The organism is Caballeronia catudaia (assembly GCF_001544755.2).
GTDB classification, from domain to species: Bacteria; Pseudomonadota; Gammaproteobacteria; order Burkholderiales; family Burkholderiaceae; genus Caballeronia; species Caballeronia catudaia.
This window is the reverse complement of the sequence record NZ_FCOF02000030.1, coordinates 22,658-48,365: the sequence shown is the minus strand read 5'-3', so window position 1 is coordinate 48,365 and position 25,708 is coordinate 22,658. Positions and strand designations below refer to the sequence as shown.

The window sequence follows — 25,708 nt, the reverse complement described above, 5'->3', positions numbered from 1 at the left end:
CACCACCCTTCCATTTTTTTATAAAGGCGACACGCGCTTTTGGAGCAAGGTTGTTGTTGTACATCGAAATCTTGGCTGCGCTCCGCGGCTTCCATGCACATCGGCAAGGTTGCTAACCCGGCGCTACCGCGCTCGATATGGAGCGCGGCGCGGTGGGACAGCACAACTTCTTATGCGTCGCGCTAGGCTATCGTCCGTAATCGAGGTCAACGAGAACGCAGCTCATAGAGCCGATGTTCGGGTAAAGTCGCGACGAGTCGCCAACCGTCAAGGGCCTCGGGAAGGCGCCGGTATGGATCGAACACCGCAAGATAGACCGCCGTGAATCGCCGTCGAAGGTCCGGAAAGCGTTCCTGCAGTTCAGTCGACCACGCGCGCAACATTGGGCCGTCTGCTTTGATTTCTGGCGCCCGGTTTGCGCTTTCATCCTGGAACGCCCGAAATGCTAGATTCTTACTGCGGTAGAGCACCGGTTGCTGGCCAACTTTGAGATATAGATCGGGGACGAGCACACCGTCCAGCGTGGCGAGCGCCACGACCTTGTCCAGATATGGGTTCCAGCGGCGGGGGTCTTGTCTTGGGGACGGAGAGTCTGTGTCTTGCTTGTACTGGAATAGAACGGAACCGGCCTTCAGAGATGCGAACGTATCGCGGTAAGCTTGAATGACAGGCTTGGCAGCCCGCCAGTCTTCAGTCACGGTTGCGATCCGTAAAACGAAGATGATCGTCAGCACGAGGGCGCTGAACCGTTGAAGACGTGGCGCCACCGAATCCTGTACGCCAACCAGCGCAGTCAGCAAAAACGCGAAGCTTATTCCGCACCGTTCGACCACGGCGTACGAAGCAAACGCATCAAATGGCGCAAGCAGGGCTACAACCGGAAGTGCGAGCACGGTTATGCGGAACTCTGGCTTGCACGTCCACCACCTGAGGATGAAGCCGACGATCACGAACACGCTCAAGCCTGCCACGACCGCCACATCGCCTGTGCGATCGCCCACCCAGAACACATCGATGCAAGCAGCGATCTTCCTGAATATGCGGAAGAAACCGAAGTTGGTTGACCCGTGAAGGCCGCCGGTGCTGCTGTGCGCCAACAGCGCAATGGGAAGGAGCAACGGAACGAGGCTCGCGGCCGCATGGCGAGCGAGTGAGCGGCTCGACACCTTCCCCTCTTGAATAAGACAACCAAGTTCCCAGGTGCCTGTGACCAGAGCGAAAACGGCGAGCGGAAACAGATGGCAAAAATAGATAACAAGCGCGCTGCAGCACGAGACAAGGATTCGGGCGGCAGTTGCCCCGCGCAACGTCACATGCAAGGCGATTGCCCAAAAGCACAAACCAAGGCCGAACAGGAAGTTGTCGTAGCCGCGAATGAGTATCCAGTTATAGAGTAGCAAGAAACTGGTAAACGGTAACCATGACCAACGTCCATTGGCGACGCGGCTCAACATTAGGCAGCCCGACGTCAGCAGCCCGAGCTCAACAAGGGTAAACAGCCAGGCGGCCCACTCTACCGGGAAAAACTTTGTGAGCCACGGGATGGCCAAGTCCATCGCAAGGTCAGGCAGAACATCCCACCGAACCACAAAATTGCTGGCATACGATGCAGGATGCGAAAGGATATCGACCCGAACGATGTTGTAAAAGTGTTGCCCGAGCGGCGGGATCGCCGTGGTGAGGAATGGCACCGATGCGACTACGGTCGCAATCAGCCAGACACTCCAAAAATGCGATGGCGAAACGCCATTGCTCGTTCGGTTTCCCCTGGTCATCCAGAACCCCGGTTGCTTGTTTTAATTCTTTGCGGCGAGATTTGCCGTGTTTTTTGGCCGTTCCAGCAATTGACGATCGCCCGGACGCGGGTAAACACCAAGGACGATGAACCGACATGAACTGGTCACGTCTGAATCGCCGGTTAAAAGTCGCTCATGCCCCGCGTTTTCGTGCGCGTATGTCAATTGCGTTAAAAGCGTACGTGTATGTCGCGCAATCGTTCGTTCGCCACCTCGCATAAAGACCTTTATGTGGGGAGAGTACGCTTTCCTTGCAGATCCACGCTCTACGTCAGCAGGCTTGGGGCGGCTTTGCTGCGACGCAGATAACTATAGGCAAATCGGATCGTCGCCATCAGGTAGCGCGCGCAGAGCTCGGGCTTTTGCTCGAAGAAATCTGTCGATACTCGAGCGCAGAAACCGGCTAGACGGCTGACCGAATATCCACGCTGCAATGTGTCATGCGGCTTTCCTGCGGCGCCATGGACCGCGTTAGGCAATCCTGGGCAGTCGAGCTATGTGGCGCCCAACTGCTATCTCGAGGCGCTCGTCGAATGGCGTCGCGCGGCCGGCATGGCATCCCGTTAGACGACGTGGGCTTCCTTGCCGTAACGAGAAGACGCGCGAGGCGCTGCAGTCCAGTATCGGCGGCTTGGCGATTTCGTCTAGCGACGCACTACCCGCGCTCGGCGAGACCCTGCTCGGGAGCGACGCGGAGGCGGCCGTCGTGCGGCTCGACTGGAGGCGCTGTCGCGCGGCATGCCGGCCGCGAGCGCACGCCGCTATAGGTCGATGCAGGCTCGCGGTGACGCGGAGCCCGCCCGCGAGAAGGCGACAAATGCAGGATGCGCGCGATTTGCGCGCGAAGCGTTTCTTCGACCAGCGCCGAAGCCTCGGCACGCGGCAGCGCGAGGTTTCAAGGGGCACTATGAGGCTTGTTCGCCTACTGCGGTTGTACGGCGCACGGACCCAATGCGGCTCGAAGCAGTGATTTCTTGCACCACGCCGTCGGCGTCGCACCTCGCGTGGCACGGCTTCAACTTGTGGCACGCGAGAGCACACTAGGTCGGAGAGTTACAACCGTTCGATGTTCGAACTCTTGCTGAGCGCCCAGCACCAGCTCTCTCGGGATTCTGAACAACAAAACTTTGAAGGCGACATCGCGCGGTGCGGTAGAGTTTCCCGCACGTGAGCGCTCGCTGTCGTCCTATCTTTTTGCCACGCGCGTATGCGTCGTTGCATGAGTCGCATTCAGCTTCGCCGTGAAGTGTTGGCTTTCGCGCACATATTCGCGAGCAGACTGTTAGCAACCTCCGAATGCAGCATAGAATCGCCTCCAAAGGAAACGCATAAAAGTCCGGACCGTCGAGTTCACCCTGCGCAGTCCGCACTCAAAATAAACAAACATCCGGTGCGCACCATGGAACACGGACACATTCCTACGATCGCGGCAGCCGTGCCGCGCGACTATATTTTCACCATCGATTACCACGCGTTCGGAAGCACCGTGCATATCGTCAAAGGGATGCGCCACGAGGCCGACGCGTGGCGACGCCTGAAGGCTGATTACGATCTGCGTGGCGTGCGCTCCATCACATGGAAGCCCAGCCAATCTAAGTGCTTGACTGGGTGGAGGCGGGCTTCGTCAACGGCTTGATTGGCTTCTCGTGACGATTCACGCGAGGCGGGTGCCGATTCATAGCCTAGCCGGAGAACTAGCGTCAATCTATGCGGCGGCGGGCGTCCCGTACACCATCTATGAGGGGGCGGCTACGCGCGAAGCATCTTGCGACCGACCTTGACGAGTTTCACGAGCGTGGGCTAGTTGAGCGCGATACAGTCACCGTGCGGCAAGGCGGGAGAACGACCGTCGTGAAGAAGTACGAGCTAACTGCCGAAGGCCGAGAAGAAGCAAAAGCCATTATCGCGCGCGCACAATGAGACCCGCATGAACCGTGAGGCCCATCTCCGCGCACGGCGCGATTCGCATCGAGCGGGCCTAGGTCTGCGAGTGAACGTGGTCAACTTCGCCATCGAGAACAAGCCATCGTTTGCCACGACCAGGCCCATCGCAAAGATCAGCTACTGGCTCTGTTCCTTGCTCATCTGGCGGAGCGGGTCGCTCAAAGTTGCCAGTGCGTCCTGCAATGCCGCGAAGATCAACAAGGCTTCACCCGACTACGTTCATCGAACTCCTGCCACGCCTTCGTCACCGACGATTGGTTGGGGATGGTGCATTAGCAAACGGTCGCGCAGCCCGCTTTCGCGCACGCCCCTTCCTTCTCTAGGGCTGGAGCGGTCAGCTCGCGCGACATTCACGCGCACAATGAAATTCGTCCTGACGTCGAGACAAGCGGCGAAAGGCTTTCACGCAGGAGGAGTACAGTGCTGAGCGCAGCGGTGCAATTGGTAAGACGACGTTTCGGCGACGTGCATGGGGATCACAAGCGAATCGCAAGAAGCGCGGTCGTGCTCCTGGCATTCGTGATCCTCGGCAAGTGCATAGGCGCATCGAAAGAAATGGCGATCGCGTATCGCTACGGGATCAGCGGCACCGTCGACGCCTATCAACTCGCGCTCACGCTCGTCACCTGGCTGCCCACGATGCTCACGAACGTGTTGAGCGTGCTGCTTGTTCCTGCGCTCGTCTCGCTCAAGGACGACAAGTCCGAGCAAAACAGCTTTCTCAGCGAACTCGAAGGCGCTGGGCTCGTCGTCGGAACCATCTCGTGTCTGCTGCTCTGGCTGTCCTGGCCATATATGGCGGAGGCCGTGGGGGGCAACCTCGCCGAATCGACGCGCGAGATTTGCCGGAACATGATCTTCAGCATGATGCCGGTCGGCGTACTGACCTTGACGATCTCCATCTCATCGGCGCGGCTGCAGGCTTCCGGCAAACACATCAACACGTTGCTCGAATGCGTGCCGGCCATCGGCCTGCTCGTGTTCGTGCTCGCCGCGCGAGATAACGAGTCGATCTGGCCGCTCGTCGTCGGCACGTCGCTCGGCTTCGTGGTTCAATCCGCGTGGCTACGCGTACTGGCGCGGCGTGCCGATTCGATGTCCGCGATGCCACGCGTCTCGACCCGTGCGAAGCAGTGGCCGCACACGATCCGATCGATGGGCACGCTTACGATCGGCTGGGTCGTCGCAGGTCTATGGCTCCCCGTCGACCAGTACTTTATGGCGCAACAGGGCGACGGCGCCATCGCGACATTCGGCTACGCGAACCGACTGCTGTCGCTCGTACTCAGCATGGGAACTCTCGCGATCGCCCGCGCAACCCTGCCGATTCTCGCGGAGATTCTCCATCGCGGCGATCGTGCGCGCGCTCGCAGCACGGCGCTCAAATGGTCCGGCGTGATGACGGCAGTTGGCTTGAGCGGCAGCCTCATTGCGTATTTGCTCGCGCCGTTCGCCGTAAAGCTGCTCTTTCAGAACGGCGCCTTCACGGCCGACGACACCGTCGCCGTCACGACGCTCTTCCGCTATGGGCTGCTGCAAGTGCCTTTCTACTTTGGCATGTGCGTGCTTACGCAGCTGTTCGCGAGCGAGAGGCGCTATCGGGCGATCACCGTGATTTCGCTGGTTGGCTTCGGAATTAAGATAGTCGGCAATATCATTCTCATCCGGTACTTCGGCGCGCAGGGCGTGCTGCTCGCGACCGGCGTCGGCGCGTTCGCCGTGCTAGCGTGCTACATCTATTGGACGCGCTTCGCCCCGGCCTCCCGTGCCCCTTAAACGAACGATCTCGAATGAACGACGGCCTGCTGACGGCGGCCGTTGAGCGCATAGGCAGCATCGGAAAGCGGAGACACCTGGCCTGCTCGCTAAGCCTTATCGACCCATTCCAACCAAACGGTCTCTTATCGGAGGCCATAAAGCGTGAGCAACGAGTTCGATCAATTCTGCTCGAGAACACGCCCGTACCGCCCAAACACAGGAAGCGATTGATGTATTCGCTCATCGAGATGCGGAGTGAAGCCGGCCGGCCTTCGTGCGAGCGTATGCACGTGCCCACTGCGTGTGCGATGTTGGTGCTGTTTCCTCTCGGACACGCTTACGAGAGCGTTTGGCACCTCACTACAGTCATACGGGGAACCCGTTGACATAAAGGAATTCAGCGTTCGGTTTGTTGTTCTCCATCACGGAATTTACGGAACCGCATAGGGCGCGAGTGAGAAGCACGCACGGTTGTAGCACGGCAATATAAAGCGCGGCTATCGGCGCTCCGAGGCGCGGGATGCGGAATTCCGGCTGAACGTGCGCGAGAGGAACGTTTTGTGCGCAGAGCGGCCTATCAATCGCTCAATCGCTCAATCGCTCAATCGCTCAATCGCCCGATGCGCTTTCTTCATAACAAGCCAGATAGCAAGGTGCAGGGCAGCGCCCGGCCCGCGCATTCGTGGGCGGCGGACTTTGGCCCAGGGCTCGTTACGACCGCGTCGGACAACGACCCCAGCGGCCTGGCGACTTATACGCTCGCCGGCGCATGGTATGGATTCGACATGCTGTGGGTGTGTGTCCTCACTTATCCGTCGACCGTCGCGCTGCAACTGATCGCGAGTCGAGTGGCCGCGATTACCGGCCGCGGACTGACGGTGAACATGCGCGAGCACTATTCGCCGCTCTTCTTCTACTTTGCCGTCTGGCGGTTCCTGCTCGCGAATACGTTCAATATCGCCGTCGATGTACTCGCGATGGGCATTGCGTTGCGCGTGTTTTGCGGCGGTTCGCTCGCGTGGCTCACATTCGCGTCGGGCGGCGCGTCGCTCGCGCTGCAATGGTGCATTCCCTATGCGCGTTATGCCCGGGTGCTCAAGTGGCTGACGCTCGCGATGTTCGCATATGTCGGCGTCATTCTCGTCGTCGACGTGCCGTGGCAGGCGATAGCGATCCGCTCGTTCGTTCCGCGCGTGGTCTGGGACGAAGGCTACATGACGATGCTGATCGCCGTGCTCGGCACGACCGTCAGTCCGTACCTGTTGTTCGCGCAGGCAGAGCAGGAAGCTCGAGACGCGGAAGAGGGCGCGGCGCGCAGGAATGCGTTGAACAGCAAGATGAGCCTCGTGCGCCGCAACACGCTGTTGAGGACCGCGCTTTCCAATGCGGTCTCGATCTGCGTGATGATTGCTGCCGCGGCGACACTGCATCTCCTTCCCGGCACGTTTGCGGGCGAGACCTCGCCGATGGCCGGCGTGCTGGAGCCGCTTGCTCATGGCTATGCACGCCACGTTTTGGCTCTGGCGCTGTTCGGCTCGGCCTCGCTTGCGCTGCCGCCGCTGGCGGGTTCGGCGGCGGAGGCCGTGGCAAGTTCAATTCACTGGGAGCGCGGCGAGCGGCGCGACCGGCGGATCGCCGGGTTGCTCGCGGCAATCATGGCGGCCGGCATGGCGATCGCGACGGCGCTGGCCGCAAGTCACGTCGAGCCGGCCAAAGCGCTCTACTGGAGCGCGGTCGTCAACGGGATGACCGTCACGCCGGTACTCGTCCTGCTCGTCCTGTTGAGTTCGAAACGCGGCGCGGTCGGGGATCTTTCGGCGCACTGGTCGCTTCGGGCGTTAAGCTGGCTCGCGGTCATCGCGACGGCGTGCGTGGTGATTAGCCACGCGGTGCTTCGGCTCGGGTGAGATGCCTTTCGGATCTGCGGCCGCGTCAGGCCTTGGCGATTACGCGGTGGCAGGAGCAGGTGAGCGCGCCCACGCGGGATCATCGACACCCATACAGTCCCGGCATCATAAGCGCTGGCCGGCTGCCAAAACGTAGCTCCCGACGGCCCCGTCATTGTGCGTAGTCGCGGTGTGTGCATCAACGCGCGCATGTCACAGCCGACCGGAGGCAGCGGTCCCATTCGACGCAATGCATCGTCTGTGCTTTTCATCCTGTTCGGAAGCTCCGCCGACAATCGGAGGCCAGCAGAAGGACGCGGAGCGACGCAATCAGCCTTTCGCGAAGTCGGTCGCAGATAGCTCAATTTGCTTTGAAGGCCGCGCCAAGAGCTTTCGCTCGGCGATGGCACGAATGCGATTGAACCCGTCGACGAAGACCTTCAACGTCCTTGCGTCGTCCGCATTCGGCGCGAGCCAAAAGCACGCCTCGAGGGCTCGCGGCAGACAACGCAGGTCACGGGTTCTCCGCGCCAGAGTATGACGAACGTGAGGCGACGTTTATCTGCCGAGATCCGTGGTTCGGGTGGAGCGTGCATGAAGTCGAGGCAATCGTGAGGGTTACCAGTCTATCCGGTGCTTTTCGTCGGTTTCTTGATGGCGTCGGTCATCATCGATGTGCAAGTAAAGGCTCGTCGTTGTCAACGACGCGTGTCCGAGGTTATCGCGCACGAGGCGCAAGTCGACTTGATGATCGGCCATGTGTGACCCGGCACTGTGTCTGAGCCAGTGGGCAGAGGCTTGTTCGAGGATGTCGGCGCGCGCTGCAGCGGACGGGTCGCGTTCGCGAAGGCCCGCCGCCGCACCCGCAAAGACATCCTTGACGATTGCGTGCAAAGCGGCGCGCGTCAGAGGTGAACAGGTCTCGGTGCCGTGATTGGCGGCGGTGGCGGCGATAGGCAGAACGAGGGGCGTATCCTCGTTGGGGGAGGGCAGCGCGCTCAAGCCGAGGTGCTGTCGATACCGCGAAAGTTCGGTCATCATTTCTCGCGTAGCCGGGATCAACCGCTCCTTGTCACCCTTGCCATGCGACGGACCAGAGCAGGAGTCGCTCGGCTTCCTTGCGGTAGTTTCAAGAGCAGGTGAAGTCGCTGCGCGGAACGTCGCGCCCTCCGCCGCGGCGCGTGCCCACGGCAGAATCCAGTCCGCCAGTCAGGCGAGCCGCGCGAAAGGCAGCCGTTGGCAAAACGTCGAGGGCGAAAGCTCGAACATAGATAATGACCGGGATGGCGCCAGCGGGTGGCGCCATCCGTGACCGCTTGGCGCTCCAGTCGCGCCGACGGTCAAAAGGAGTGAACAGGTGAGAAGATCGGCAGAGAACAAGTTAAGGGTTGTGGCGGTGCGCATCGACCCCGTCATCGAGCAGCGGTTGCGCGTGCTGGCAGAGGCCACGGGGCGCAAGCAATCGTTCTTCCTACAGCGGATGATCGAGGAAGGCATCAACGCGATGGAAGAAATCTGGTTGTCGCCGGACACGCTGGCCAAGGTTCGAAATGGTCACTTGCCTGAGTTGCTCGCTGCCCACAGCACGACCTCGGATCTGTTCGACCTGGATGCGACCGATGCTGCCTCGTAGCAGCGGCGGTCGCATGTTTTCATAGCGGTTCGGTAAGATCGCATTCGTTTCCAATTGAGAGGGGATCCAATGAACAAGCAGGAACTGATTGACGCGGTTGCGTCCCAGTCGGGTACGAGCAAGACCGCCGCAGAAGAGGCGATCAATGCTGTGTTCGAGACGATCTCGAAAACGGTTGCCGCGGGAGACACCGTTCAGCTGATCGGCTTTGGATCGTTCGGGACCGGCGAACGCGCCGCGCGGACCGGTCGGAATCCGCAGACCGGTGAGACGATTGAGATCGCAGCGGCCAAGACGGTGAAGTTCACCGCCGGGAAGAGCTTTAAGGACGCCGTCAACCAGCCGTGAACGCAGCGACGTTCGGATGACGCGCGACGGCCGCAGGTTGCCGCCTTGCCGTCGCATCACCCGTTCGACCGGTCACGCTTGGTCAGAAAAGCTGAGTCTCGAGCGGTATGAGGTTCACCCATTTCACCGCGGTGCGGCGCTCTTGTCCGTCCGGGTGAATGGAGCGAATCATGACGCGTTGTCCGCGGGCTTCGCCCAGAACTTCCGCGATCCGGTCTTCATAGCGCACCAGGGTGCCGCGCGCCGGCTTGCGTTTGAGTTTCCTGCGACGAGGCGGAGAGAACATTTCTGGACAGGCTGACATGCGATGATGCGATTATGCCTGTCGTCACCTCAGCGCAGATTTTTTCGTTCCTTCTCACGCCAGAGTCTCAACCATGCGCCGCATTGCAGTCCGCCACTCGCCCATTCATGGTCGCGGTGTGTTCGCCGCGGCGACTATCTCCGTCGGTGATCCGATCCTCGAGTACAAAGGCGAGATCATCTCGGCGAAAGAGGCACAGCGCCGGTATGAACGGTCGGCCGCCGAAGACGGGCATACCTTCTTCTTCGGGCTCGACGACGGACGCATGATCGATGGCGCACAAGGCGGCAACTCCGCGCGTTGGATCAATCACAGTTGCGCGCCCAACTGTGAAGCCGAACAGGAGGGCGACCGGATCTTCATCCGGGCGACACGCAAGATCGAAGAGGGCGCAGAGATCTTCATCGACTACGCGATGGATGTCGAAGGGCGCCGAACGGCCGCGCTCAAGCGCCTTTACGCTTGTCGGTGCGGCGCTCGCCGCTGTCGAGGCACGATGCTGAATGCGCGTCGGTAGCGTACTTGTCGTGAGGCGCACCTGGCACACGGTGGTCCACGAGAAGGCCGCCGAAGCACCGGCAACCGCTTCCTCGACGCGTTGAAAATGAATTAGCCTGATCGCTCTTCATCGACGACATTCCTGAGCGCGACGACGATGCAGCAAAGCATGCAACAGCTCGATATATTTGCCGACAGCCGCGACGTGGTACTGCGCAATGACGTCGTGGAGCACTTGCAGCTTCGCCACGCGGTGGACGCGCGAGCCTCGCTGACCCAGCTCGCCAGCGAATACCCTAAAGACAGCGCGCTGCCTGCGATGACGGTGCTTGTTCGCGAACTCGAAAACGAGTCAAGCCTTCCACTGACCGACCACGCGGAACTGGCCGCGGTCCGGCGACACCTCGAGGAGGATGTGATGCCTGCGGCCCAGCGGGTGATGCCGGTACAGGACGCTCATGCGTGGTCGACACCGTGCTGGCGCTCGCTCGCCCAGCGCGCTGCACCGTTGGTGTTCTGCGGGACCCGCACCGAAAGTCACGCCGCGCCGCTATGGCTTCGGGCAGGGGACTGGGCGGCGGCCACTGACGCCGTCAACACGATCGAATCGTGGTGGCGCATCCCGCCGCCACTCGCCTGGATGACCGAAGCGCGCTATCGAGCGGGCGGCCTCGATGCGGCGTGGCCGCTGTTTGCAGAATTGGCGTGGCTGGCACCGTCAGGGTTCGCCGCATTGATTGCCGGGCTTCGGGACGCTTCGCTGGATGCGCTGCGTCGGCGCTTCGATGCTGACTTTTCCGGCACAGGCGAAATTTGAGGACTGTGCATGGTTCCGGCCTGGCTACAGGTCGTCAAGCCAGCGCTCGCGAGCCGGCTGGGTGAGGCGCGCGTCCAGCGAGATTTGCCGGCGTCGCGTACCACTGCCTTGCTCGGGGAGATTTTGCGTCGCGAACATGAAGGCGACCAGCACGAATTGGTGGCCTTACGCGAAGAACTCAGCCGGCTGCATACGGGCCTGTTTGACGCCTACATGGCCACACGGAAAGTGCAGCATCGGTGACCGGGGCCGTTCGCGCCACCGGCTTTACTCCCGAGTTGTCGGTGGAGAGTTTTTGTCGGGGGGAAACACAAACACGCGCAGCGATGTTTCCGGTAGCGTTGCCTCTGCCTGCCCGAGCACTTGCGAGACCAGAGGATCCTTCGTACCAAGTGAATCACTTGAATTCGGTACAGCGCGGTCTTGACAAGGCCGCGGCGAGGCGCTACTTCGAAAAGTCAATCGAGCAAAACGGCGAACCCGAGACGGTGACAATCGATAAAAGCAGTGCGAACCTGGCCGCGCTGGATGGCCTCAACGCGGAGCGGGAAACACCGATCAAGATGCGCCAGAACAAGTATCTGAACAATGTTGTCGAGCAAGATCATCGGGCGATCAAGCGACGCACACGGCCGATGCTCGGCTTCGAGAATTTTCGTTGCGCCCGGATCCTGTTGAGCGGCATCGAACTCATGCACATGATCACCAAGGGCCAAATGCAAGACCGAGGCATCGGATGCACTCATGCCCAGCAGTTTTACTTACTGGCAGCATAAGCAATCCTACTTATACTGCCGTTTGTTCGCCACCTTCCCTTTACCGCGACACCCATTAGCCGGCCGAAGTCAAGGTACAAATGTATCCGTCGCGGGATGGCGTTTTCATCGTCATCCCGCGAAATTCCTTCCGGCATCCAGCCATGGCCCGCCTGCAAGGTCGGTATCGCATCCGTTTTCTCGAGCTGGTTGCGAACCGGAGCGCACCAGACACCCATCGGGTTCAAGCATGCCGTGATGGAACTCACGTCTGCCCTGGCGGTTGTTGCCGCCCCAGAGAAACGTTGGTGCCAGACAAGGTCCAAAAGGTTTCGCAAAACCGTGGCTGTTGCCTGCGCAACCCCAGTCAAGGATGGATCATCGCCTGGGCGACCCGGTCATCTACAAACAGCGGGTGGAACAAAGGGAAGACCCAATCAAAGCCATGGATTGTCACCAGTCGCAGTACTGGGCTCGTTCCCTTTGCGCCACCTTTTAGCCAAAGCAGCGGGTTATCTCAAACGGCTTGTGCTCCCGAAGCATGTGATAGCAGACACGCGCCAGCTTGTGTGCGAGTGCCTTGATCGCCACAATCCCGTTTCGCGCGCGTTTCTTGCGCTCGTAAAAGCGCCTGGCTTCCGGGCACGAGCGGATCGCGAAGTTGGCAGCCTCGACAAACGCCCACGCCAGATACTTGTTGCCGTTCTTCGTATTGCCTTCGCCTTTCTTCCTGCTGTTGCTTTCACGCCGGCTGTCTACGCAGCGGCAGTACGAACTGAAATTGCCAACCTTGGTGAAACGGGAAATGGTCCCGGTTTCCAGCATGATCGTAGTTGCGAGAACCGGACCAATGCCCGGCACCGTGCCAGACGCAGCAGTTGTGCGAGATGGGCAGCATCGGTGAAATCACCACTGTATTTCAGTCCCTCGTACTGCCTGATTGCCGCGGGGTTGGCCAGATGCACCCGGTAGCCATCGTTCATCAGCTGATCCACAAGCCAGTACCAGTTATACGTTGCTTCGATGACCACTCCCACCCGATCTTCGCGGTGCGGCGCGAGCGCCGCCCGGATCTGCACCGGATCGTTCGGCAACCGTCGCTGGTAGACAACCCGGTCAGCGTCATCGCTGACGACGACCACACTGTTGTTCGAGTGCAAGTCGATTCCACTAAACTTATTCATGCCGGCCTCCTGTGCGTCACGTCGGTGTTCGCACCCTGACTGTACGCCGCACGTTCGATTCGAACGGAGGGAGCTCGGCTATATGATTATCAGAACCCGGCAAACCGCAGGCTCGTACCTCTGCGTCCGCCAAGCGTAATCGCTCCGCGGCGCCGCGCGACGCTTACCTCAGTGTCCGGTGACGACCATGTGCCTATCTGCGCAGGCGCAACCATAGCCGTGCACCTTTCTAGCCACTTTGCCTCGACGCTCGTCACGGCGCGCACGTATCAATCGTTAAACGCGTCGACCTTGGTGCTCGCTGGCGTCCGGTAAGATGACAGTCGATTTCAAAGAGGAAAGCCGAATGAACAAGGAGGAACTGATCGACGCGGTCGCCGCACAGGCGGGAACCAGCAAGGCCGCTGTGGAAGAGGCGATCAACGCCGTTGTGGGCACGATCTCGCGCGAAGTGGCCGAGGGGAATCCGGTTCAGTTGATCGGGTTCGGGAGTTTCTCCACCGGCGCGCGTGCGGCGCGGACCGGCCGGAACCCCCAGACCGGCGAGACGGTTCAGCTCGCCGCCGCGAAAACGGTGAAGTTCACGGCCGGCAAAACGTTCAAGGACGCATTCAACGGCGCGTAAGGCAAACGGGGGAGGAGACTTCGCCCCGTTTATCAGAAAAGCTGGCTGTCCGACGGCAACGGATTCACGAGTTTTACCGCGGTGCGCCGCTCGGTTCCGTCCACGTGGACGGAACGGATCATGACGCGTTGGCCGCGAGCTTCGCCGAGCACCTCGACGATCCGGTCGCGGTAGCGAGCCAGTGTGCCGCGGGGCGGCTTGCGCTTGATAGGGCGATCAGCGGAGCGGGGCATAGGCGTATTGCAATACAGGCTTGACCGATTATCCAACGTTGCACAATTGACCGCGACCATTTTGTTGTTATCTCTTCAAATGCCGATCCGCCGTACTGCTGTCCGGTCGTCCTCCGTCCACGGCCGCGGTGTGTTCGCGGTCAGGTGCATTCGCACCCGGTGACGTGCTGTTCGAATGCAAAGGCAAAGGCTTCTCGTGGAGGGAGGTGCCGCGTCAGACACGAGCGCTCGGCCGCTGGGAACGGCCACACTTTCTACAGCGGCGCTCAGAAGACTTTTTGCGTGTCGCTACGGCTCACGATGCGTGTCGAGGGTCGATGCTGGCCAAGTCCTCAAACAGCCAACGCACCGATCCGAAAACGCTCAGCCCGAGCAGCGCGTGATTTTGCAACGAAGCAATCTCGGATCGGAGCCCGGCGTGCAAAAGCGGACCTCCCTTGAACCTGATCGTAAACTCGCTCTTATACAAGGAAGTGGTGACGGCAGTACGTGCAACATCGGCTCCGTTGCCGACAAGCGTTCGTCACTGGAGAGCGCGCCTCCATGATCTTCTCATCACCTACGCGTGGCTTCGCGTCCAACGTGCCCGGCTGTCGGCGCTTGAGCTTGAGGTCGAGAAGATCGCAAAGAAATCGGTGAACGTCGGGACGGGAAACGAATGCCGCGTGGCTCAGAGAACCGAACATGAAGCGGTCGACGCGTTGAGACTCGGGTTTCGAACACTTGACTCCGCTCCTCGGACGCCACCGCGATGCTTCATTCGCCGATCGCGGCGTCTCAACAACGGGACCGTCTTGGCGACCTTGTCCGAGAGCCCCGCACTCAAAGTTAGTTCCGGACGTCCCTGTTATAGCAGGACGGCTCGTTGCAATAGCTCCAACGCTTTCAGTTCGTCCAAGCGACCGGAGCGTGACTTGCCGGCGAGCGTCTTCAAGAGCGCCTCTGCGATAGGTGCGATTCCATCAAGACCGGCTAAGCTGGTTCCCAAAGTGGCAGAGGGTGGCGTGGCTGTAGGCTTTGACATAGAAAACGCGGGCAGCGACTCCGCCGGTGCAGCGATGGCTGCCGGCGCTCCCGGTTCGGCGCGTTCGACGAACCCGTCGTCGCGGGTGACGAATGTACTGCTGACGTTTTCATTGTGAGCGCTTGCTGCGCTGTCGTCCTCGCCCGCCGCATCGGCTGGCAATACTTCACTGTTCGGGTCGCTCGCAGAGCTGGGCAGGGCGCGGTCGATCTCGCCGGTCGGAGCGGCGGTGACTTGGGTGTCCTCATACGGTGCCGCGGCGGTTGGCGCCGGTGCTTGACCAGGCGCGCGCACGCGTGATGCGGGCGCCAGCAGCAGCGCGACTGACGCGGGGATGTCGGCTTCAGAGCGAGGTGTGTCTAGCCAGCCCGCAGGCAGACCAAGCCCCGCGGTGAAGCGCTCGGCTTCAGCATCATCCATGCGCTTCTTTCCGTGCAGTCGGTGCGCCATATTCGATCCGCTTAGACCCAAGACTGCGCCGAGCTTGACCTTTGAACCGTTGCGTGTGGTGAGAACGTGAAGGTTGGCCTGCCTGACGCTCTCTACTGCCGCACCGCCGTTTGCTTGGGCCTGCTTCCGCCCGGCCGCTTGATGCGATGAGCGCGGTTTGGGCGAATCTCCTGCTCCGGAAGCTTGACCGCTTGCCTGCTTTGAAAGCTTTTGGGCGCGGGTCTTGGGCGCGCCCGACGCTTCTTTCGAACTCCTAGACGGCATTGTCGTGTCCTCGGACAAACTGCTGGCACGCAGGGATGGCTTCTGCGCATTGAGAGAGAGGGGTGCTTCGTCGACTTCACTGTCATCGCTGATTTCGTCCGTATGGGCGGACTCGAGCGGCGCCTTAAGGCGCGCAATCGTCTCCGACGAAAGAAGTGGATGAGATTGGTCGAAAAAGCCGGACGGTAGCCCAAGCGTAGTTTCCATATGGAACGCGGTCTCGGGCGTGAATCGCTCTCCTCGCAGCAGTTCTGCAATCCGGGCCAAGCTGCACTCAAGTCCCAAAGCAATATTCTCCACGCCGACTGCGTTCCCTACGAACGACTATCGCCAGTCGCGCGTGGTGCGTGCTAAGAGATGACGCGTTCGCAACTGCTGAAAGGATGCCGTCAGTGGCGCGACGCGGTGGACATTCGCGGCGAGCCCCGCCCACTACTGGCAAAGCGTTCGAGCCTTTCCCGTGCACCAATATGAACGTACCGCGGCGCGCTTGTTAGTTGGCGGTCTGCCTCTTGCAGAACCGCTTCGAACAACGGCAGGTCAGCCGCCCCGAGTTTCCATAGTCGCTCGGTTTCGGCGCGCTGCAAGCTGCGCTCCAGAGCCGCTTCAGCGCGCGCATACATGATGGCATCCGTGTGCCCATAGCCCGCATCTTGTACAAAAAATGTGGCGTAGACGAGTTCGATAAGCTCGTTGAAAAGATACCGCCGAACCGGCGCCGACGCGACGGGCCGCGAACGTCAAGTGATTCGACAAAGCGACAGTCTGCGCCGCTGACGCAGGTAGGGGCAACAGCATCTCTTTGCTGAGCGGTTTGCGAGACAGCGACCGAGCGGCTTGCGATCCAGGGCGGCGAGATGACATCGGCAACGAAAGACCTGAGGTGTATTCCGGCTCGATGTAACGCCGCTGGCTGACACTTGCTAGATCGATCTAACTAGCTTAAAGTTTCGTGACCGGATCGGCGACCCATCGAGGGCCGATGCGCCGGCGCTGCCCTAACCGTATCGCGGCTTCGAAACGCCGCCGCCAATGGAGGAGACCAGTTGATTCTGTCCACCGAGCACCAGCAAGTGGCCGACATGGCTCGCCGCTTTTCCAACGAGGTCATCCGGCCGCAGGCCGAGGCGCTAGACCGCGACGAGCGCTTTCCGGCCGACATCTATCGGCAGATGGGGGAGACCGGGCTGTTTGGCATCACGGTGCCGGAATCCATGGGCGGCGCGGGGCTGGACTGCCTCGCGTATTCGATCGTGATGGAGGAGATCAGCCGCGGCTATGCGTCCGTCGCGGACCAGTGCGGTCTGGTCGAGTTGCTCGGCACCTTGCTGGGCAAGCACGGCACGCCGGCGCAGATCGACCGCTGGATCGGGCCGCTCGTGCGCGCCGAGTTGAAGGGCGCGTACTGCATCACCGAGGCGGGCGCGGGAAGCGACGTATCCGGCGTGAAGACGACCGCCGTGCGCGATGGCGAAGGCTGGTCGCTCAGCGGCTCCAAGCTATGGATACACAATGCACCGGTCGCCGACGTGGCGCTCGTGCTGGCGCGCACCGATCCCGCCGCGGGCAAGCGCGGAATGAGCATCTTCATCGTCGATTGCGCGTCGCGGGGCGTGTCGCGCGGGCCCAAGGAGCACAAGCTGGGCCAGCGCGCGTCGCAGGTCGGCGAGCTGCATTTCGACGACGTGAAACTGCCGGCGGACGCGCTGCTCGGCACGGAAGGCCGCGGCTTTCACATGATGATGAGCGTGCTCGAGAAAGGGCGCGTCGGCATCGGGGCGCTCGCTGTGGGCATCATTCAGGCCGCGCTGGAAGCGAGCGTTGAACAGGCCAGGATGCGCAAGCAGTTCGGCCAGGCGATCGCCGAGTTTCAGGCGGTCCAGTTCATGCTGGCCGACATGGCCAAGGACACCGAAGCGGCCCGGCTGCTCGTGCGCTCCGCCGCGTCGAAGATGGACGCGGGCATCGAGGCGACCGCCGCGGCGTCGATGGCCAAGTGCTTCGCCGGCGATGCGGCCGTCCAGCACACCAGCAACGCGATCCAGATCTTCGGCGGCAGCGGCTATATCCGCGGCTATGAAGTGGAACGCCTGTACCGCGACGCGAAGATCACGCAGATCTACGAAGGCACGAATCAGATCCAGCGGGTCATCATCGCGCGCCAACTGCTGAAGGCATGAACATGACAAGGATTGCCGTGGTAACGGGCGCGTCGCGCGGGATCGGGCGTTCCGCCGCGCTGGCGCTTGCCGCCGAAGGCTTCGACATCGCCGCCATCGCGCTCGACGATCAAGAGCGGCTTCATACGCTCACAGCCGAAGTCGAGGCGCTGGGCCGCGTCTGCGTGACCTTCGATCTCGATATCGGCGATATCGATAAGCACGCGAGTGTCCTGAACGCGATCGTCGAACGCTTTGGCGGCATCGACTGTCTCGTCAACAATGCGGGCGTCTCGGTGCTCAGTCGCGGCGATCTGCTCGACGTGAGCGCGCAAAGCTACGACCGCTGCCTCGACATCAACACACGCGGCACCTTCTTTCTGACGCAGGCCGTGGCCCGGCTGATGGTGGCGCAAAAGCCGGCGGGCGAGGGCGCGCGCAGCATCGTTTTCGTGACGTCGTCGAACGCGGTGGTCGCCACCATCGAGCGCGGCGAATACTGCATGTCGAAGAGCGCGCTGTCGATGGCGGCGCGCCTGTTCGCGCTGCGCCTGGCTCCTCACGATATCGGCGTGTTCGAGGTGCAGCCGGGCCTGATCCTGACCGAGATGACGGCGCCGTCGAAGGCCAGGTACGACAAGCTCATCGGCGAAGGCATGACAGCGACGCCGCGCTGGGGCCAGCCGGAAGACGTGGCGCGCGTGATCCGCACGATGGCGGCGGGCCTTTTGCCCTATACCGTGGCGCAGGAAGTGCGCGTCGACGGCGGCCTGATGATCCAACGCTATTGAGGCACACCATGCGCGACTTGAACGGACGCGGCGATCTCTGCTGCATCAACACGGGCACGCTCGGCTATCGCGAGCCGATCGAGGTGACGGCCGGCCGCATCGCCGACCAGGGTTTCGGCTGGATCACGCCGTGGCGCCAGGAAATCGACGAGAACAAGCCGCAGGCCGCCGCCAGCGCGATCCGCGCGGCGGGCCTGAAGGTCAACGCATACTGCCGCACGGCCTATTTCGCGGCGAACGACGCCGCCGGCCGCCGCGCCGCGATCGATTCCAACCGTCGCGCGCTGGAGACCGCCGCCGTGCTTGGTGCGCCGGTGCTGGTCGCGGTCGTCGGTGGATTGCCGCCCGGTTCGCGCGACATCGACGATGCCCGCGAGCAGATTCTCGATGGCCTCGCCGCCTTACGACCGACGATGAAAGAGACCGGCGTGCGCATCGCGCTCGAACCGCTGCATCCGCTCTACGCCGCCGATCGCAGCTTGCTCAACACGCTCGATCAGGCGCTGGACTGGTGCGACCGGCTCGACCCGTCGCGCGAGGGGCATTTCGGCGTGGCCATCGATGCTTACCACGTCTGGTGGGATCCGGCGTTGATGCCGGCCATCACCCGCGCGGCCGAACGCATCCTCGCGCTGCACGTGTGCGACTGGCTCGTCGAAACCCGCGACCCGTTGCAGGATCGCGGGATGATGGGCGATGGCGTCATCGATCTCAAGCGACTGCGCGCGGCGGTGGAGGCCACCGGCTATGACGGCCCCGTCGAAGTGGAGATTTTCTCGAAGCTCGACTGGTGGGCGCGCCCCGCCGACGAAACTTTGCGCACCTGCCGCGAGCGCCTGTTCGAGTGCTGCTGATTCACGCCGCCTCTCAACGTCCGACGTAGATCGGCGCACGCTTGTCCTGAAAGCTGCGGATGCCTTCGGCCGCGTCCTCGGTGCTGGCCGCGAGCGCGCCCGCCATCGCTTCCAGTGTCGAGCCGGTTTCCTCGCCGCTCGCCGCGTTGATCAACTGCTTGGTCAGTTGCAGCGATACCGGCGCGCGCGACGCCATCGCCAGCGCCAGCCGATGCGCGCGTTCCAGCACGCGCGCGTGTGGCACGACTTCATGCACGAGGCCGCACGCCTGTGCATCGGCGGCCGTCACGCGCTCGCCGCTCAAGGCCAGATACTTCGCCTGGCTTGCGCCGATCAGGCGCACGAGCCGCTGCGTGCCGGACCAGCCGGGACAGGTTGCGATCGACGCTTCCGGCAACGCGAAACCGGCCGCTTCGGACGCGATGCGCACGTCGGCGGTGATCGCCAGTTCCAGACCGCCTCCGAAGGCATGACCGTTGATCGCCGCGATCACAGGCTGGCGCAGCCGCGCCCACTGGTCGAAGACCTGATGACCCCGGCGCACCCAATGGCGCCACATGTCGAGCGGCTTGAGCGCGGCCCATTCGTTGATGTCGGCGCCGACGCAGAATGCTTTCGTGCCGCCGCCCGTCAGGATGACGACGCGCGTTTCATTACCGGCCTCCAGTGCGCGGGCCGCGTCTTCGAGCTGGTCCAGCATGCCGGGCGTCAGCGCGTTGAGCCTGGCCGGCCGGTCCACCGTGACGGTCGCGACGGCAGCATCGCGGACGATGGAAACGAAGCGATCAGTCATGGCGATTTTCGCGGGGTTTGAGCCGGAGTCCGAAGGGCGCGTCGGTGAAAAGCGCCGCATCCATCTGACGCAGATCGGGTGCGACCTTCAGCGCGACCTCGGCCTGATCGAGAATATCGCGCTGCAAATCGACGCCGGGCGCGATCTCGCGCACCGTCAGGCCGTCGTCGAGCAGATCGACGACACAGCGCTCGGTGACATACGTCACGCGCTGGCCGCGCTCGCGCCCGACGCGGCCGCTGAACGTGATCTGCTCGGCCGTCCGGACGAACTTGCGGGTGCGTCCTTCCTTCACGATGCCGAGCCTGCCGCCGCCGACTTCCAGTTGCGCGCCGGCGGTGAAAAAGCCCGAGAACACAATACGGCGCGCGTGTGCGGTGATATCGACGAAACCGCCGCAGCCCGCTGTCAGATACGGTTTCGATGCGAGCCGCGAGACGTTGACGCTGCCGTCGGCATCGACTTGCAGGAAGGACAGCAGGGCGACATCGAAGCCGCCGCCCTGAAAATAGGTGAACTGATTCGGCGACGCGACGATCGCATCCGCATTCGATGCGCAGCCGAACGCGAAGCCGAGCAGCGGCATGCCGCCGACCGCGCCCTGTTCGATGGCCCACGTCACTTCGCCGTGCAGGCCTTCTTCCAGCAGGATGCGCGGCACGTTGGCGGAAATGCCGAAGCCTAGATTGGCCGCGCAACCATGCGCGAGTTCCATCGCCGCGCGTCGGGCGATGACCTTCTCCGGTCCCCACGCCGTCGGCGCGAACGCATCCATCGGCAGCGTGATTTCGCCGCTGATGGACGGATCGTAAGGCGTCTGCGTGGTCTGCCACTGGTCCGGATCGACGACGACGTAATCGACCAGATTGCACGGCACGCGAACGTCGTGCGGCCGCAGCGTGCCGGCTTTCACCACGCGCTTGACCTGCGCGATCACGATGCCGCCGTTGTTGCGCGCGGCCAGTGCCTGATCGATGCCGCCAAGCAGCGCGCCTTCGTGTTCGTAGGCGAGGTTGCCCGCTTCGTCGGCGGTGGTCGCGCGGAGGATCGCCACGCGTGGCGCGATCGCAGGGAAGTAGAGCCAGTCAGCGCCATCGAAGGACACCTTGCGCACGACCGGGTGCGCGGCGGCGGCGGCGTTCATCGCGCAACCCTGGAAGTCGGGATCGACGAACGTGCCCATGCCCACCTTGGTCAGCACGCCGGGACGCTTCGCGGCCGCGTCGCGGTGCATGTCGAACAGGATGCCGCTCGGAATGTTATAGGCCTCGATTTCGTTGTCGACGATCATGCGCCAAACGTGGGGCATCGGCAGCGACGACGGGCCGCTCGGATACGAGCCCGCCAGCGTGCGCGCGAGCAGGCCCGGCCGGGCGAGATGATCGATGCCCTTGACGCCGTACATGTCGCCCGCGGCGATCGGGTTCAGCGTGGTGAGATCGCGCGGCTGTCCCTCGCGCTCGAAGCGCTCGCCGATGGCCTCGAGGATCTTGTCGGGGCAGCCGAGCGCGCTGGAGGAACTGATGCTGACGATGTCGCCGTCGCGCAGCAGCCGGGCCGCCGCATCCGCTGAAATGACTTTTCTCATGGCCTTTTATCGATGAAGGTCGAACAGGGCCGCGCCGCGCTTCATCGCATTTCGCGCGATGATGCCGCGATGAATCTCCGACGTGCCGTCGAAGATGCGATAGATGCGGGCATCGCGGTAGTAGCGTTCGATGGCCAGTTCCTTGCAAAAGCCCATGCCGCCGAACACCTGCACCGCGCGGTCGACCACGCGGCCGAGCGTCTCGGAGGCCTGCACCTTGACCATCGAAATCCAGTCGCGCGCGTCCTGGCCCGCGTCCATCATGCTGGCGGCGTTGAGCAGCATCAGCCGCGCCGCGTTGATCTCCATCACGCTGTCCGCGATGAGCTGCTGGATCATCTGGAAATCCCCGATGCGCGTGCCGAACTGACGCCGCTCGCCCGCGTACCCGATCATCATTTCGAGCACATGCGCAGCCTTGCCGATGCCGCGCGCGCCGATCAGCGCGAGGCGCACGCGGCCCAACATGTTCATCGCCAGTCTGAATCCTTCGCCCTGGCGCCCGATCAGGGTCATCGGCTCCAGCGCAACATCGTCGAAAAAGAGCTCGTGGTGGGGCGTGCCGCGCAGGCCCATCATCTGTTGGTCCTTGCCGAGCGCGAAGCCGGGCAGATTCTTGTCGACCGCGAACAGCGAGATTTCCTTCTCGCCGGTGCGGGCCGAGACGAGGAAGAAGTCGCTCCATTGCGCATCGCTGATGAAGTGCTTGCTGCCGTTCAGCACCCAGCCACGCCCGGTTTTACGCGCCGTAGTCCTGATGCCCTGTGCGTCCGAGCCCGCGCCGGTCTCGGTCATCGCGAGGCCGCAGGTACGCTCGCCGGCAATCGCGGGTTTGAGCCAGCGTTCGATCTGCTCGCCCTCGCACGCCAGGAGCGCGTCGTAGACGTTGCCGAAGGCGCGCCGCACCAGAATGTCGGAGCTGTGGCCGAACTGCTCCTCGCACAACATCGAGTCGACCGTGCTCAATCCGCCGCCGCCGAGTTCGGCGGGCATATTCACCGCATACAGGCCCAGCGCCCGGGCGCGCGACCGCAAGCCGCGCGCGATCCCGGGCGCGAGTGCGCCTTCGTCTTCCACTTGTTGTTCGAGCGGCTGCAATTCGGTGCGCACGAAGCGGCGCGCCGTCTCGATCATCATCTTCTGCGTGTCGCTGAGCGTGAAGTCCATCGATCTCTCCGGTTCGCGTTTAGCCCGCGCTGGTCGCCGCGACACGCAGCGACGGATGCAGCGCGACTTCGAAGGGCATGCGTTCGAGCACGTCGCGCACGAGATCCACGCCCGGCGCCAATTCGATCAGTTGCAGGCCGTCGGCCGTCAGTTCGAAGACGGCGCGTTCGGTCACATAGATCACGCGCTGGCCGTCCGCGCGGGCGCGCTTGCCGCTGAACGTGATGTGGCGCACCTGCTGAACCAGCTTCGGCACCGCGCCGTGACGCCGGATGCGCACTTCGCCGTCTTCCAGCTCGACTTCCAGCCCTTTCGCCTCGAAGGTGCCGCAGAAGACGACCTTGCGCGTGCGCTGCGTGATATCGACGAAACCGCCGGGGCCGACGATGTTCTCGCCGAGCCACGAGACGTTGACGTTGCCTTGCGCGTCCAGCTCGCCCATGCCGAGGAAGGCGATATCGATGCCGCCGCCGCTGAACAGATCGAACTGGTCATTGGATTTGAGGATCGCGCTCGCGTGGCGCGTGGCGCCGAACAGGTCGCCGCCGAGCAGTTCGCCGTTGTGCGATCCCTGTTCGATCACGGTCCAGCTAATGTCCACGCCTTCTTCGTGTGCGACGGCGGGTATGCCGTCGGGCAGGCCATAGCCGAAGTTGACGCACGCGCCGTGCTCAAGCTCCTGCGCGGCGCGCTTCGCGATGATGTAGCGGATGCCCGTGGGCAGCGCCGGCGGCGTGCGCGTGTCGGGCGCGGGCTGCTCGCCGCTGATGGCCGGGTCGTAGCCCGCGGCAGTGGTCTGCTTCTGATCGGCGTACACGCAAATATCGTCGACGAGCACGCCCGGCACGGTGACCGCGCGCGCCGGCGTGATCGGCATGGCGGAGACGTCGCGCACCTGCGCGAACACGCGGCCACCGCTGTTGTGCGCGGCGAGCGCGGCGGCGAACGCGTCGATATCGGCGGGTTCTTCACGCGATGTCAGGTTGCCCTGCATATCCGCCGTGGTGCCGCGCACGATCGCGAAGTCGATCGTGAAGGGCTTGTACCAGAGCAGTTCCTTGCCGCCCAGCGTGACGACTTCGACGAGATCCTCGCGCGCACGGGCGTTGACGCGGCCGCCGCCGTGGCGCGGATCGGCGAAGGTATCGAGGCCGATGTGCGTGACGAGACCGTGACGGCCCGCGCCGGCTTCGCGGATCAGCGTCTGGATCACGCCGGCGGGGAGGGTGTAAGCCTCGATGCGCTCCTCGCGCGCGAGCTTCTGCATCGGCCTGGACCAGGTCCAGTGACCGCCGATGACGCGCTTCACCATGCCTTCGTGCGCGAAACGGCTGATGCCGCTCTTCACGCCATCGCCGATCCCGAGCGCGTGGATCAGCGTGAGATCGCGCGGATGACCCGTCGCCAGAAAGCGCCGCTCGATGGCCTCGGTGATGTGATCGGCCTCGACCAGTCCGCCGCCCGAGCCGCTCAGCACGACGGTCGCGCCATCGAAGATCGCCGCCGCCATGAAATCCGCATCAGTCAGGTTTGCACGCTTCATCTTACTTTTCCTCGTTATGCGCACCCGCGCGGACCATCAGCACGTTGAGTCCTTCCTGGATCAGCACGCCGTCCTGGTTGTGTACTTCGACCTGCAAACGCACGATGCCGCGATCGGAGCGGCGCGTCGCGCGCTTGTCCAGCACGCGAATGCGGCCCTGAACCCTGTCGCCGATCAGCACCGGCTTGTGAAAGCGATACGTCCACTCCAGCGTCGCGATCGCGGCAAATTGCGTCGCCGCGCGGTTCTTGAGGCCGTCGACCATCGCGAGGCACAGGAGACCATGCGCGACGCGGCCGGGAAAGCCGACGCCGCGCGCGAATTCGTCGTCCATGTGGACATCGAAGAAATCGCCCGAGATGCCCGCGAATTGCACGACGTGGCTCTCGGTGACGACGATGCCCGACGTCGCGAAGGTGAGACCGGGCTCGATTTCGTCGAAGAGCAGGGGATGGCTCATGTTGTCGTGTCCTTGTCAGTCGAACACGGGCGCGGTGGGAACGCGTTCGCGATTGACGATGCGGTAATTGGTATCGTTCAGCGCGTCGATGCGATGCATGTCGATGCTGGACAGCGTGAAGTCCATCACGTCGAAATTCGCCTCGATGTTTTCGCGCTTCGTCGACATCGTGTTGATCGTCACGCCCTTCTGAAGCATCCAGCGCAACGCCACTTGCGCGGCCGACTTGCCGTAGCGCTGGCCGATCTCGTCGAAAAGCGGATATTTGAAGATCTCGCCGCGCGCGACCGAGCAATAGGACGAGAGCGGAATGCCCGTTTCGATGGCGGTGTCGAGCAGCACGCGCTGATTCAGCAGTGGATGGAACTCGACCTGATTGGTGACGAGCGGCAACGCGGTCGCGCCTTTCGCGGCGCGCATCATCGCGGCGTTGAAGTTGCTGACGCCGATATGCCGTGTCAGACCCGCGCACGCCGCTTCTTCGAGGCGGCGCACGGAAGGCGCGACATCGCCGTCGGCGGGCGGCCAGTGCAGCAGCAGCACGTCGGCCTGCTCGATCTTCAGCTTGTCGAGGCTTTCGCGCAGCGACGGCATGAAACGTTCGTCGGAATCGTTGGCGGGCGCGATCTTGGTGATGATGCACATCTCGTCGCGCGGAACGCCGATCGCGCGCAGCGCCGAGCCGACGCCGATTTCGTTGTCGTAGAGCTGCGCGGTGTCGATCGCGCGATAGCCGGTCTCGACCGCGTCGCGCAGCGCGTCCTTCAGTTGCTGGCCATTCAGCGGCCAGGTGCCGAAAGCGCGTTGATGGGTGCGTTGGAAAAGTATGTTCAT

Annotated in this window: 22 protein-coding genes and 4 pseudogenes; 14 read left to right on the top strand and 12 right to left on the bottom strand. The window is 62.7% G+C overall.

Annotated elements, in window-relative coordinates; all coding sequences use genetic code 11:
- Positions 1-206: 206 nt before the first annotated feature.
- Positions 207-1,775, bottom strand: coding sequence for a hypothetical protein (locus tag AWB75_RS25610; RefSeq protein ID WP_061126844.1), 1,569 nt, complete (start codon positions 1,773-1,775; stop codon positions 207-209).
- Between the two features lie 486 nt (positions 1,776-2,261).
- On the opposite strand from AWB75_RS25610, the pseudogene AWB75_RS39495 reads away from it, so the two are divergent.
- The 4 genes and pseudogenes from AWB75_RS39495 to AWB75_RS25595 form a co-directional block, all read left to right on the top strand.
- Positions 2,262-2,612, top strand: a pseudogene (locus AWB75_RS39495) (hypothetical protein); the annotation flags it as partial.
- Positions 2,613-3,195: 583 nt separating this feature from the next.
- Positions 3,196-3,432 carry a hypothetical protein gene (locus AWB75_RS37225; RefSeq protein WP_143746494.1) on the top strand — a complete coding sequence of 79 codons (237 nt, stop codon included), beginning with the start codon at positions 3,196-3,198 and terminating at the stop codon, positions 3,430-3,432.
- A gap of 728 nt (positions 3,433-4,160) precedes the next feature.
- On the top strand, positions 4,161-5,516 hold the full coding sequence (murJ, locus tag AWB75_RS25600; protein ID WP_061126842.1) for a murein biosynthesis integral membrane protein MurJ: 1,356 nt from the start codon (positions 4,161-4,163) through the stop codon (positions 5,514-5,516).
- A gap of 602 nt (positions 5,517-6,118) precedes the next feature.
- A complete protein-coding gene (locus tag AWB75_RS25595) occupies positions 6,119-7,405 on the top strand; it encodes an NRAMP family divalent metal transporter (RefSeq protein ID WP_061126841.1) in 1,287 nt (428 codons plus the stop codon).
- A gap of 597 nt (positions 7,406-8,002) precedes the next feature.
- On the opposite strand, the pseudogene AWB75_RS25585 reads toward AWB75_RS25595, so the two are convergent.
- Positions 8,003-8,470: pseudogene (locus AWB75_RS25585) on the bottom strand (tyrosine-type recombinase/integrase); the annotation flags it as partial.
- A 271-nt stretch (positions 8,471-8,741) separates the two neighbouring features.
- Between AWB75_RS25585 and AWB75_RS25580 the strand changes: the two are divergent.
- Together AWB75_RS25580 and AWB75_RS25575 are read left to right on the top strand one after the other, a co-directional pair.
- Positions 8,742-9,017 (top strand): hypothetical protein, encoded by a 276-nt coding sequence (locus tag AWB75_RS25580; RefSeq protein ID WP_061126840.1) that lies wholly within the window; start codon positions 8,742-8,744, stop codon positions 9,015-9,017.
- 69 nt (positions 9,018-9,086) lie between these two features.
- Positions 9,087-9,365 (top strand): HU family DNA-binding protein, encoded by a 279-nt coding sequence (locus AWB75_RS25575; RefSeq protein ID WP_061126839.1) that lies wholly within the window; start codon positions 9,087-9,089, stop codon positions 9,363-9,365.
- Positions 9,366-9,447: 82 nt separating this feature from the next.
- Here AWB75_RS25575 and AWB75_RS25570 read toward each other — a convergent pair whose 3' ends face one another.
- The gene (locus AWB75_RS25570; RefSeq protein WP_235012233.1) at positions 9,448-9,669 is read right to left on the bottom strand and encodes a hypothetical protein; all 222 of its coding nucleotides are present in this window, start codon (positions 9,667-9,669) and stop codon (positions 9,448-9,450) included.
- A gap of 73 nt (positions 9,670-9,742) precedes the next feature.
- On the opposite strand from AWB75_RS25570, the gene AWB75_RS25565 reads away from it, so the two are divergent.
- From AWB75_RS25565 to AWB75_RS25555, 4 genes and pseudogenes are all read left to right on the top strand, one after another.
- Complete coding sequence (locus AWB75_RS25565; RefSeq protein ID WP_061126837.1) at positions 9,743-10,186, top strand: SET domain-containing protein; 444 nt, start codon at positions 9,743-9,745, stop codon at positions 10,184-10,186.
- A gap of 150 nt (positions 10,187-10,336) precedes the next feature.
- A complete protein-coding gene (locus AWB75_RS25560; protein WP_235012232.1) occupies positions 10,337-10,984 on the top strand; it encodes a hypothetical protein in 648 nt (215 codons plus the stop codon).
- Positions 10,985-10,993: 9 nt separating this feature from the next.
- Entirely contained in the window at positions 10,994-11,227 is a 234-nt protein-coding gene (locus AWB75_RS38680; RefSeq protein WP_235012231.1) for a hypothetical protein, read from the top strand.
- Positions 11,228-11,409: 182 nt separating this feature from the next.
- A pseudogene (locus tag AWB75_RS25555) lies at positions 11,410-11,760 on the top strand (DDE-type integrase/transposase/recombinase); the annotation flags it as partial.
- Between the two features lie 474 nt (positions 11,761-12,234).
- Here AWB75_RS25555 and AWB75_RS25550 read toward each other — a convergent pair.
- Positions 12,235-12,923: pseudogene (locus AWB75_RS25550) on the bottom strand (transposase).
- Positions 12,924-13,239: 316 nt separating this feature from the next.
- On the opposite strand from AWB75_RS25550, the gene AWB75_RS25545 reads away from it, so the two are divergent.
- Entirely contained in the window at positions 13,240-13,548 is a 309-nt protein-coding gene (locus tag AWB75_RS25545; RefSeq protein WP_159462805.1) for an HU family DNA-binding protein, read from the top strand.
- A gap of 32 nt (positions 13,549-13,580) precedes the next feature.
- Here the strand turns inward: AWB75_RS25545 and AWB75_RS25540 are convergent, their stop codons facing one another.
- Together AWB75_RS25540 and AWB75_RS25535 are read right to left on the bottom strand one after the other, a co-directional pair.
- Positions 13,581-13,841: a hypothetical protein gene (locus AWB75_RS25540; protein ID WP_327219797.1), complete on the bottom strand. Its 261-nt coding sequence runs from the start codon at positions 13,839-13,841 to the stop codon at positions 13,581-13,583.
- Positions 13,842-14,628: 787 nt separating this feature from the next.
- Positions 14,629-15,819, bottom strand: a complete 1,191-nt coding sequence (locus AWB75_RS25535; RefSeq protein ID WP_200823030.1) for a hypothetical protein — start codon at positions 15,817-15,819, stop codon at positions 14,629-14,631.
- 746 nt (positions 15,820-16,565) lie between these two features.
- Here AWB75_RS25535 and AWB75_RS25530 point away from each other — a divergent pair.
- The 3 genes from AWB75_RS25530 to AWB75_RS25520 are packed head-to-tail and all read left to right on the top strand — an operon-like array spanning position 16,566 to position 19,323.
- Complete coding sequence (locus AWB75_RS25530) at positions 16,566-17,699, top strand: acyl-CoA dehydrogenase family protein (RefSeq protein ID WP_087086831.1); 1,134 nt, start codon at positions 16,566-16,568, stop codon at positions 17,697-17,699.
- 2 nt (positions 17,700-17,701) lie between these two features.
- Positions 17,702-18,469: a 3-ketoacyl-ACP reductase gene (locus AWB75_RS25525; RefSeq protein ID WP_087086835.1), complete on the top strand. Its 768-nt coding sequence runs from the start codon at positions 17,702-17,704 to the stop codon at positions 18,467-18,469.
- 8 nt (positions 18,470-18,477) lie between these two features.
- Positions 18,478-19,323 carry a sugar phosphate isomerase/epimerase family protein gene (locus AWB75_RS25520; protein ID WP_061126832.1) on the top strand — a complete coding sequence of 282 codons (846 nt, stop codon included), beginning with the start codon at positions 18,478-18,480 and terminating at the stop codon, positions 19,321-19,323.
- 13 nt (positions 19,324-19,336) lie between these two features.
- On the opposite strand, the gene AWB75_RS25515 is transcribed toward AWB75_RS25520, so the two are convergent.
- From AWB75_RS25515 to AWB75_RS25490, 6 genes are read right to left on the bottom strand one after another with little or no spacing between them, the layout of a single operon-like run.
- A complete protein-coding gene (locus AWB75_RS25515; protein ID WP_061126831.1) occupies positions 19,337-20,116 on the bottom strand; it encodes an enoyl-CoA hydratase/isomerase family protein in 780 nt (259 codons plus the stop codon).
- Complete coding sequence (locus AWB75_RS25510; RefSeq protein ID WP_061126830.1) at positions 20,109-21,704, bottom strand: acyl CoA:acetate/3-ketoacid CoA transferase; 1,596 nt, start codon at positions 21,702-21,704, stop codon at positions 20,109-20,111. The genes AWB75_RS25515 and AWB75_RS25510 overlap by 8 nt, the downstream gene beginning before the upstream one ends.
- A gap of 6 nt (positions 21,705-21,710) precedes the next feature.
- Complete coding sequence (locus tag AWB75_RS25505) at positions 21,711-22,871, bottom strand: acyl-CoA dehydrogenase family protein (protein ID WP_061126829.1); 1,161 nt, start codon at positions 22,869-22,871, stop codon at positions 21,711-21,713.
- A 19-nt stretch (positions 22,872-22,890) separates the two neighbouring features.
- Entirely contained in the window at positions 22,891-24,414 is a 1,524-nt protein-coding gene (locus tag AWB75_RS25500) for an acyl CoA:acetate/3-ketoacid CoA transferase (RefSeq protein ID WP_061126828.1), read from the bottom strand.
- A gap of 1 nt (position 24,415) precedes the next feature.
- Positions 24,416-24,874: a MaoC family dehydratase gene (locus AWB75_RS25495; RefSeq protein ID WP_061126827.1), complete on the bottom strand. Its 459-nt coding sequence runs from the start codon at positions 24,872-24,874 to the stop codon at positions 24,416-24,418.
- Between the two features lie 15 nt (positions 24,875-24,889).
- Entirely contained in the window at positions 24,890-25,708 is an 819-nt protein-coding gene (locus AWB75_RS25490) for an aldo/keto reductase (RefSeq protein WP_061126826.1), read from the bottom strand.

Coding starts and splice junctions, on each gene's coding strand:
- AWB75_RS25610 (WP_061126844.1), bottom strand. CDS start 1,775: ATGACCAGGGGAAACCGAACGAGCAATGGCGTTTCGCCATCGCATTTT.
- AWB75_RS37225 (WP_143746494.1), top strand. CDS start 3,196: ATGGAACACGGACACATTCCTACGATCGCGGCAGCCGTGCCGCGCGAC.
- AWB75_RS25595 (WP_061126841.1), top strand. CDS start 6,119: ATGCGCTTTCTTCATAACAAGCCAGATAGCAAGGTGCAGGGCAGCGCC.
- AWB75_RS25575 (WP_061126839.1), top strand. CDS start 9,087: ATGAACAAGCAGGAACTGATTGACGCGGTTGCGTCCCAGTCGGGTACG.
- AWB75_RS25570 (WP_235012233.1), bottom strand. CDS start 9,669: ATGTCAGCCTGTCCAGAAATGTTCTCTCCGCCTCGTCGCAGGAAACTC.
- AWB75_RS25565 (WP_061126837.1), top strand. CDS start 9,743: ATGCGCCGCATTGCAGTCCGCCACTCGCCCATTCATGGTCGCGGTGTG.
- AWB75_RS25560 (WP_235012232.1), top strand. CDS start 10,337: ATGCAACAGCTCGATATATTTGCCGACAGCCGCGACGTGGTACTGCGC.
- AWB75_RS38680 (WP_235012231.1), top strand. CDS start 10,994: ATGGTTCCGGCCTGGCTACAGGTCGTCAAGCCAGCGCTCGCGAGCCGG.
- AWB75_RS25545 (WP_159462805.1), top strand. CDS start 13,240: ATGACAGTCGATTTCAAAGAGGAAAGCCGAATGAACAAGGAGGAACTG.
- AWB75_RS25540 (WP_327219797.1), bottom strand. CDS start 13,841: ATGGTCGCGGTCAATTGTGCAACGTTGGATAATCGGTCAAGCCTGTAT.
- AWB75_RS25525 (WP_087086835.1), top strand. CDS start 17,702: ATGACAAGGATTGCCGTGGTAACGGGCGCGTCGCGCGGGATCGGGCGT.
- AWB75_RS25520 (WP_061126832.1), top strand. CDS start 18,478: ATGCGCGACTTGAACGGACGCGGCGATCTCTGCTGCATCAACACGGGC.
- AWB75_RS25515 (WP_061126831.1), bottom strand. CDS start 20,116: ATGACTGATCGCTTCGTTTCCATCGTCCGCGATGCTGCCGTCGCGACC.
- AWB75_RS25510 (WP_061126830.1), bottom strand. CDS start 21,704: ATGAGAAAAGTCATTTCAGCGGATGCGGCGGCCCGGCTGCTGCGCGAC.
- AWB75_RS25505 (WP_061126829.1), bottom strand. CDS start 22,871: ATGGACTTCACGCTCAGCGACACGCAGAAGATGATGATCGAGACGGCG.
- AWB75_RS25500 (WP_061126828.1), bottom strand. CDS start 24,414: ATGAAGCGTGCAAACCTGACTGATGCGGATTTCATGGCGGCGGCGATC.
- AWB75_RS25495 (WP_061126827.1), bottom strand. CDS start 24,874: ATGAGCCATCCCCTGCTCTTCGACGAAATCGAGCCCGGTCTCACCTTC.
- AWB75_RS25490 (WP_061126826.1), bottom strand. CDS start 25,708: ATGAACATACTTTTCCAACGCACCCATCAACGCGCTTTCGGCACCTGG.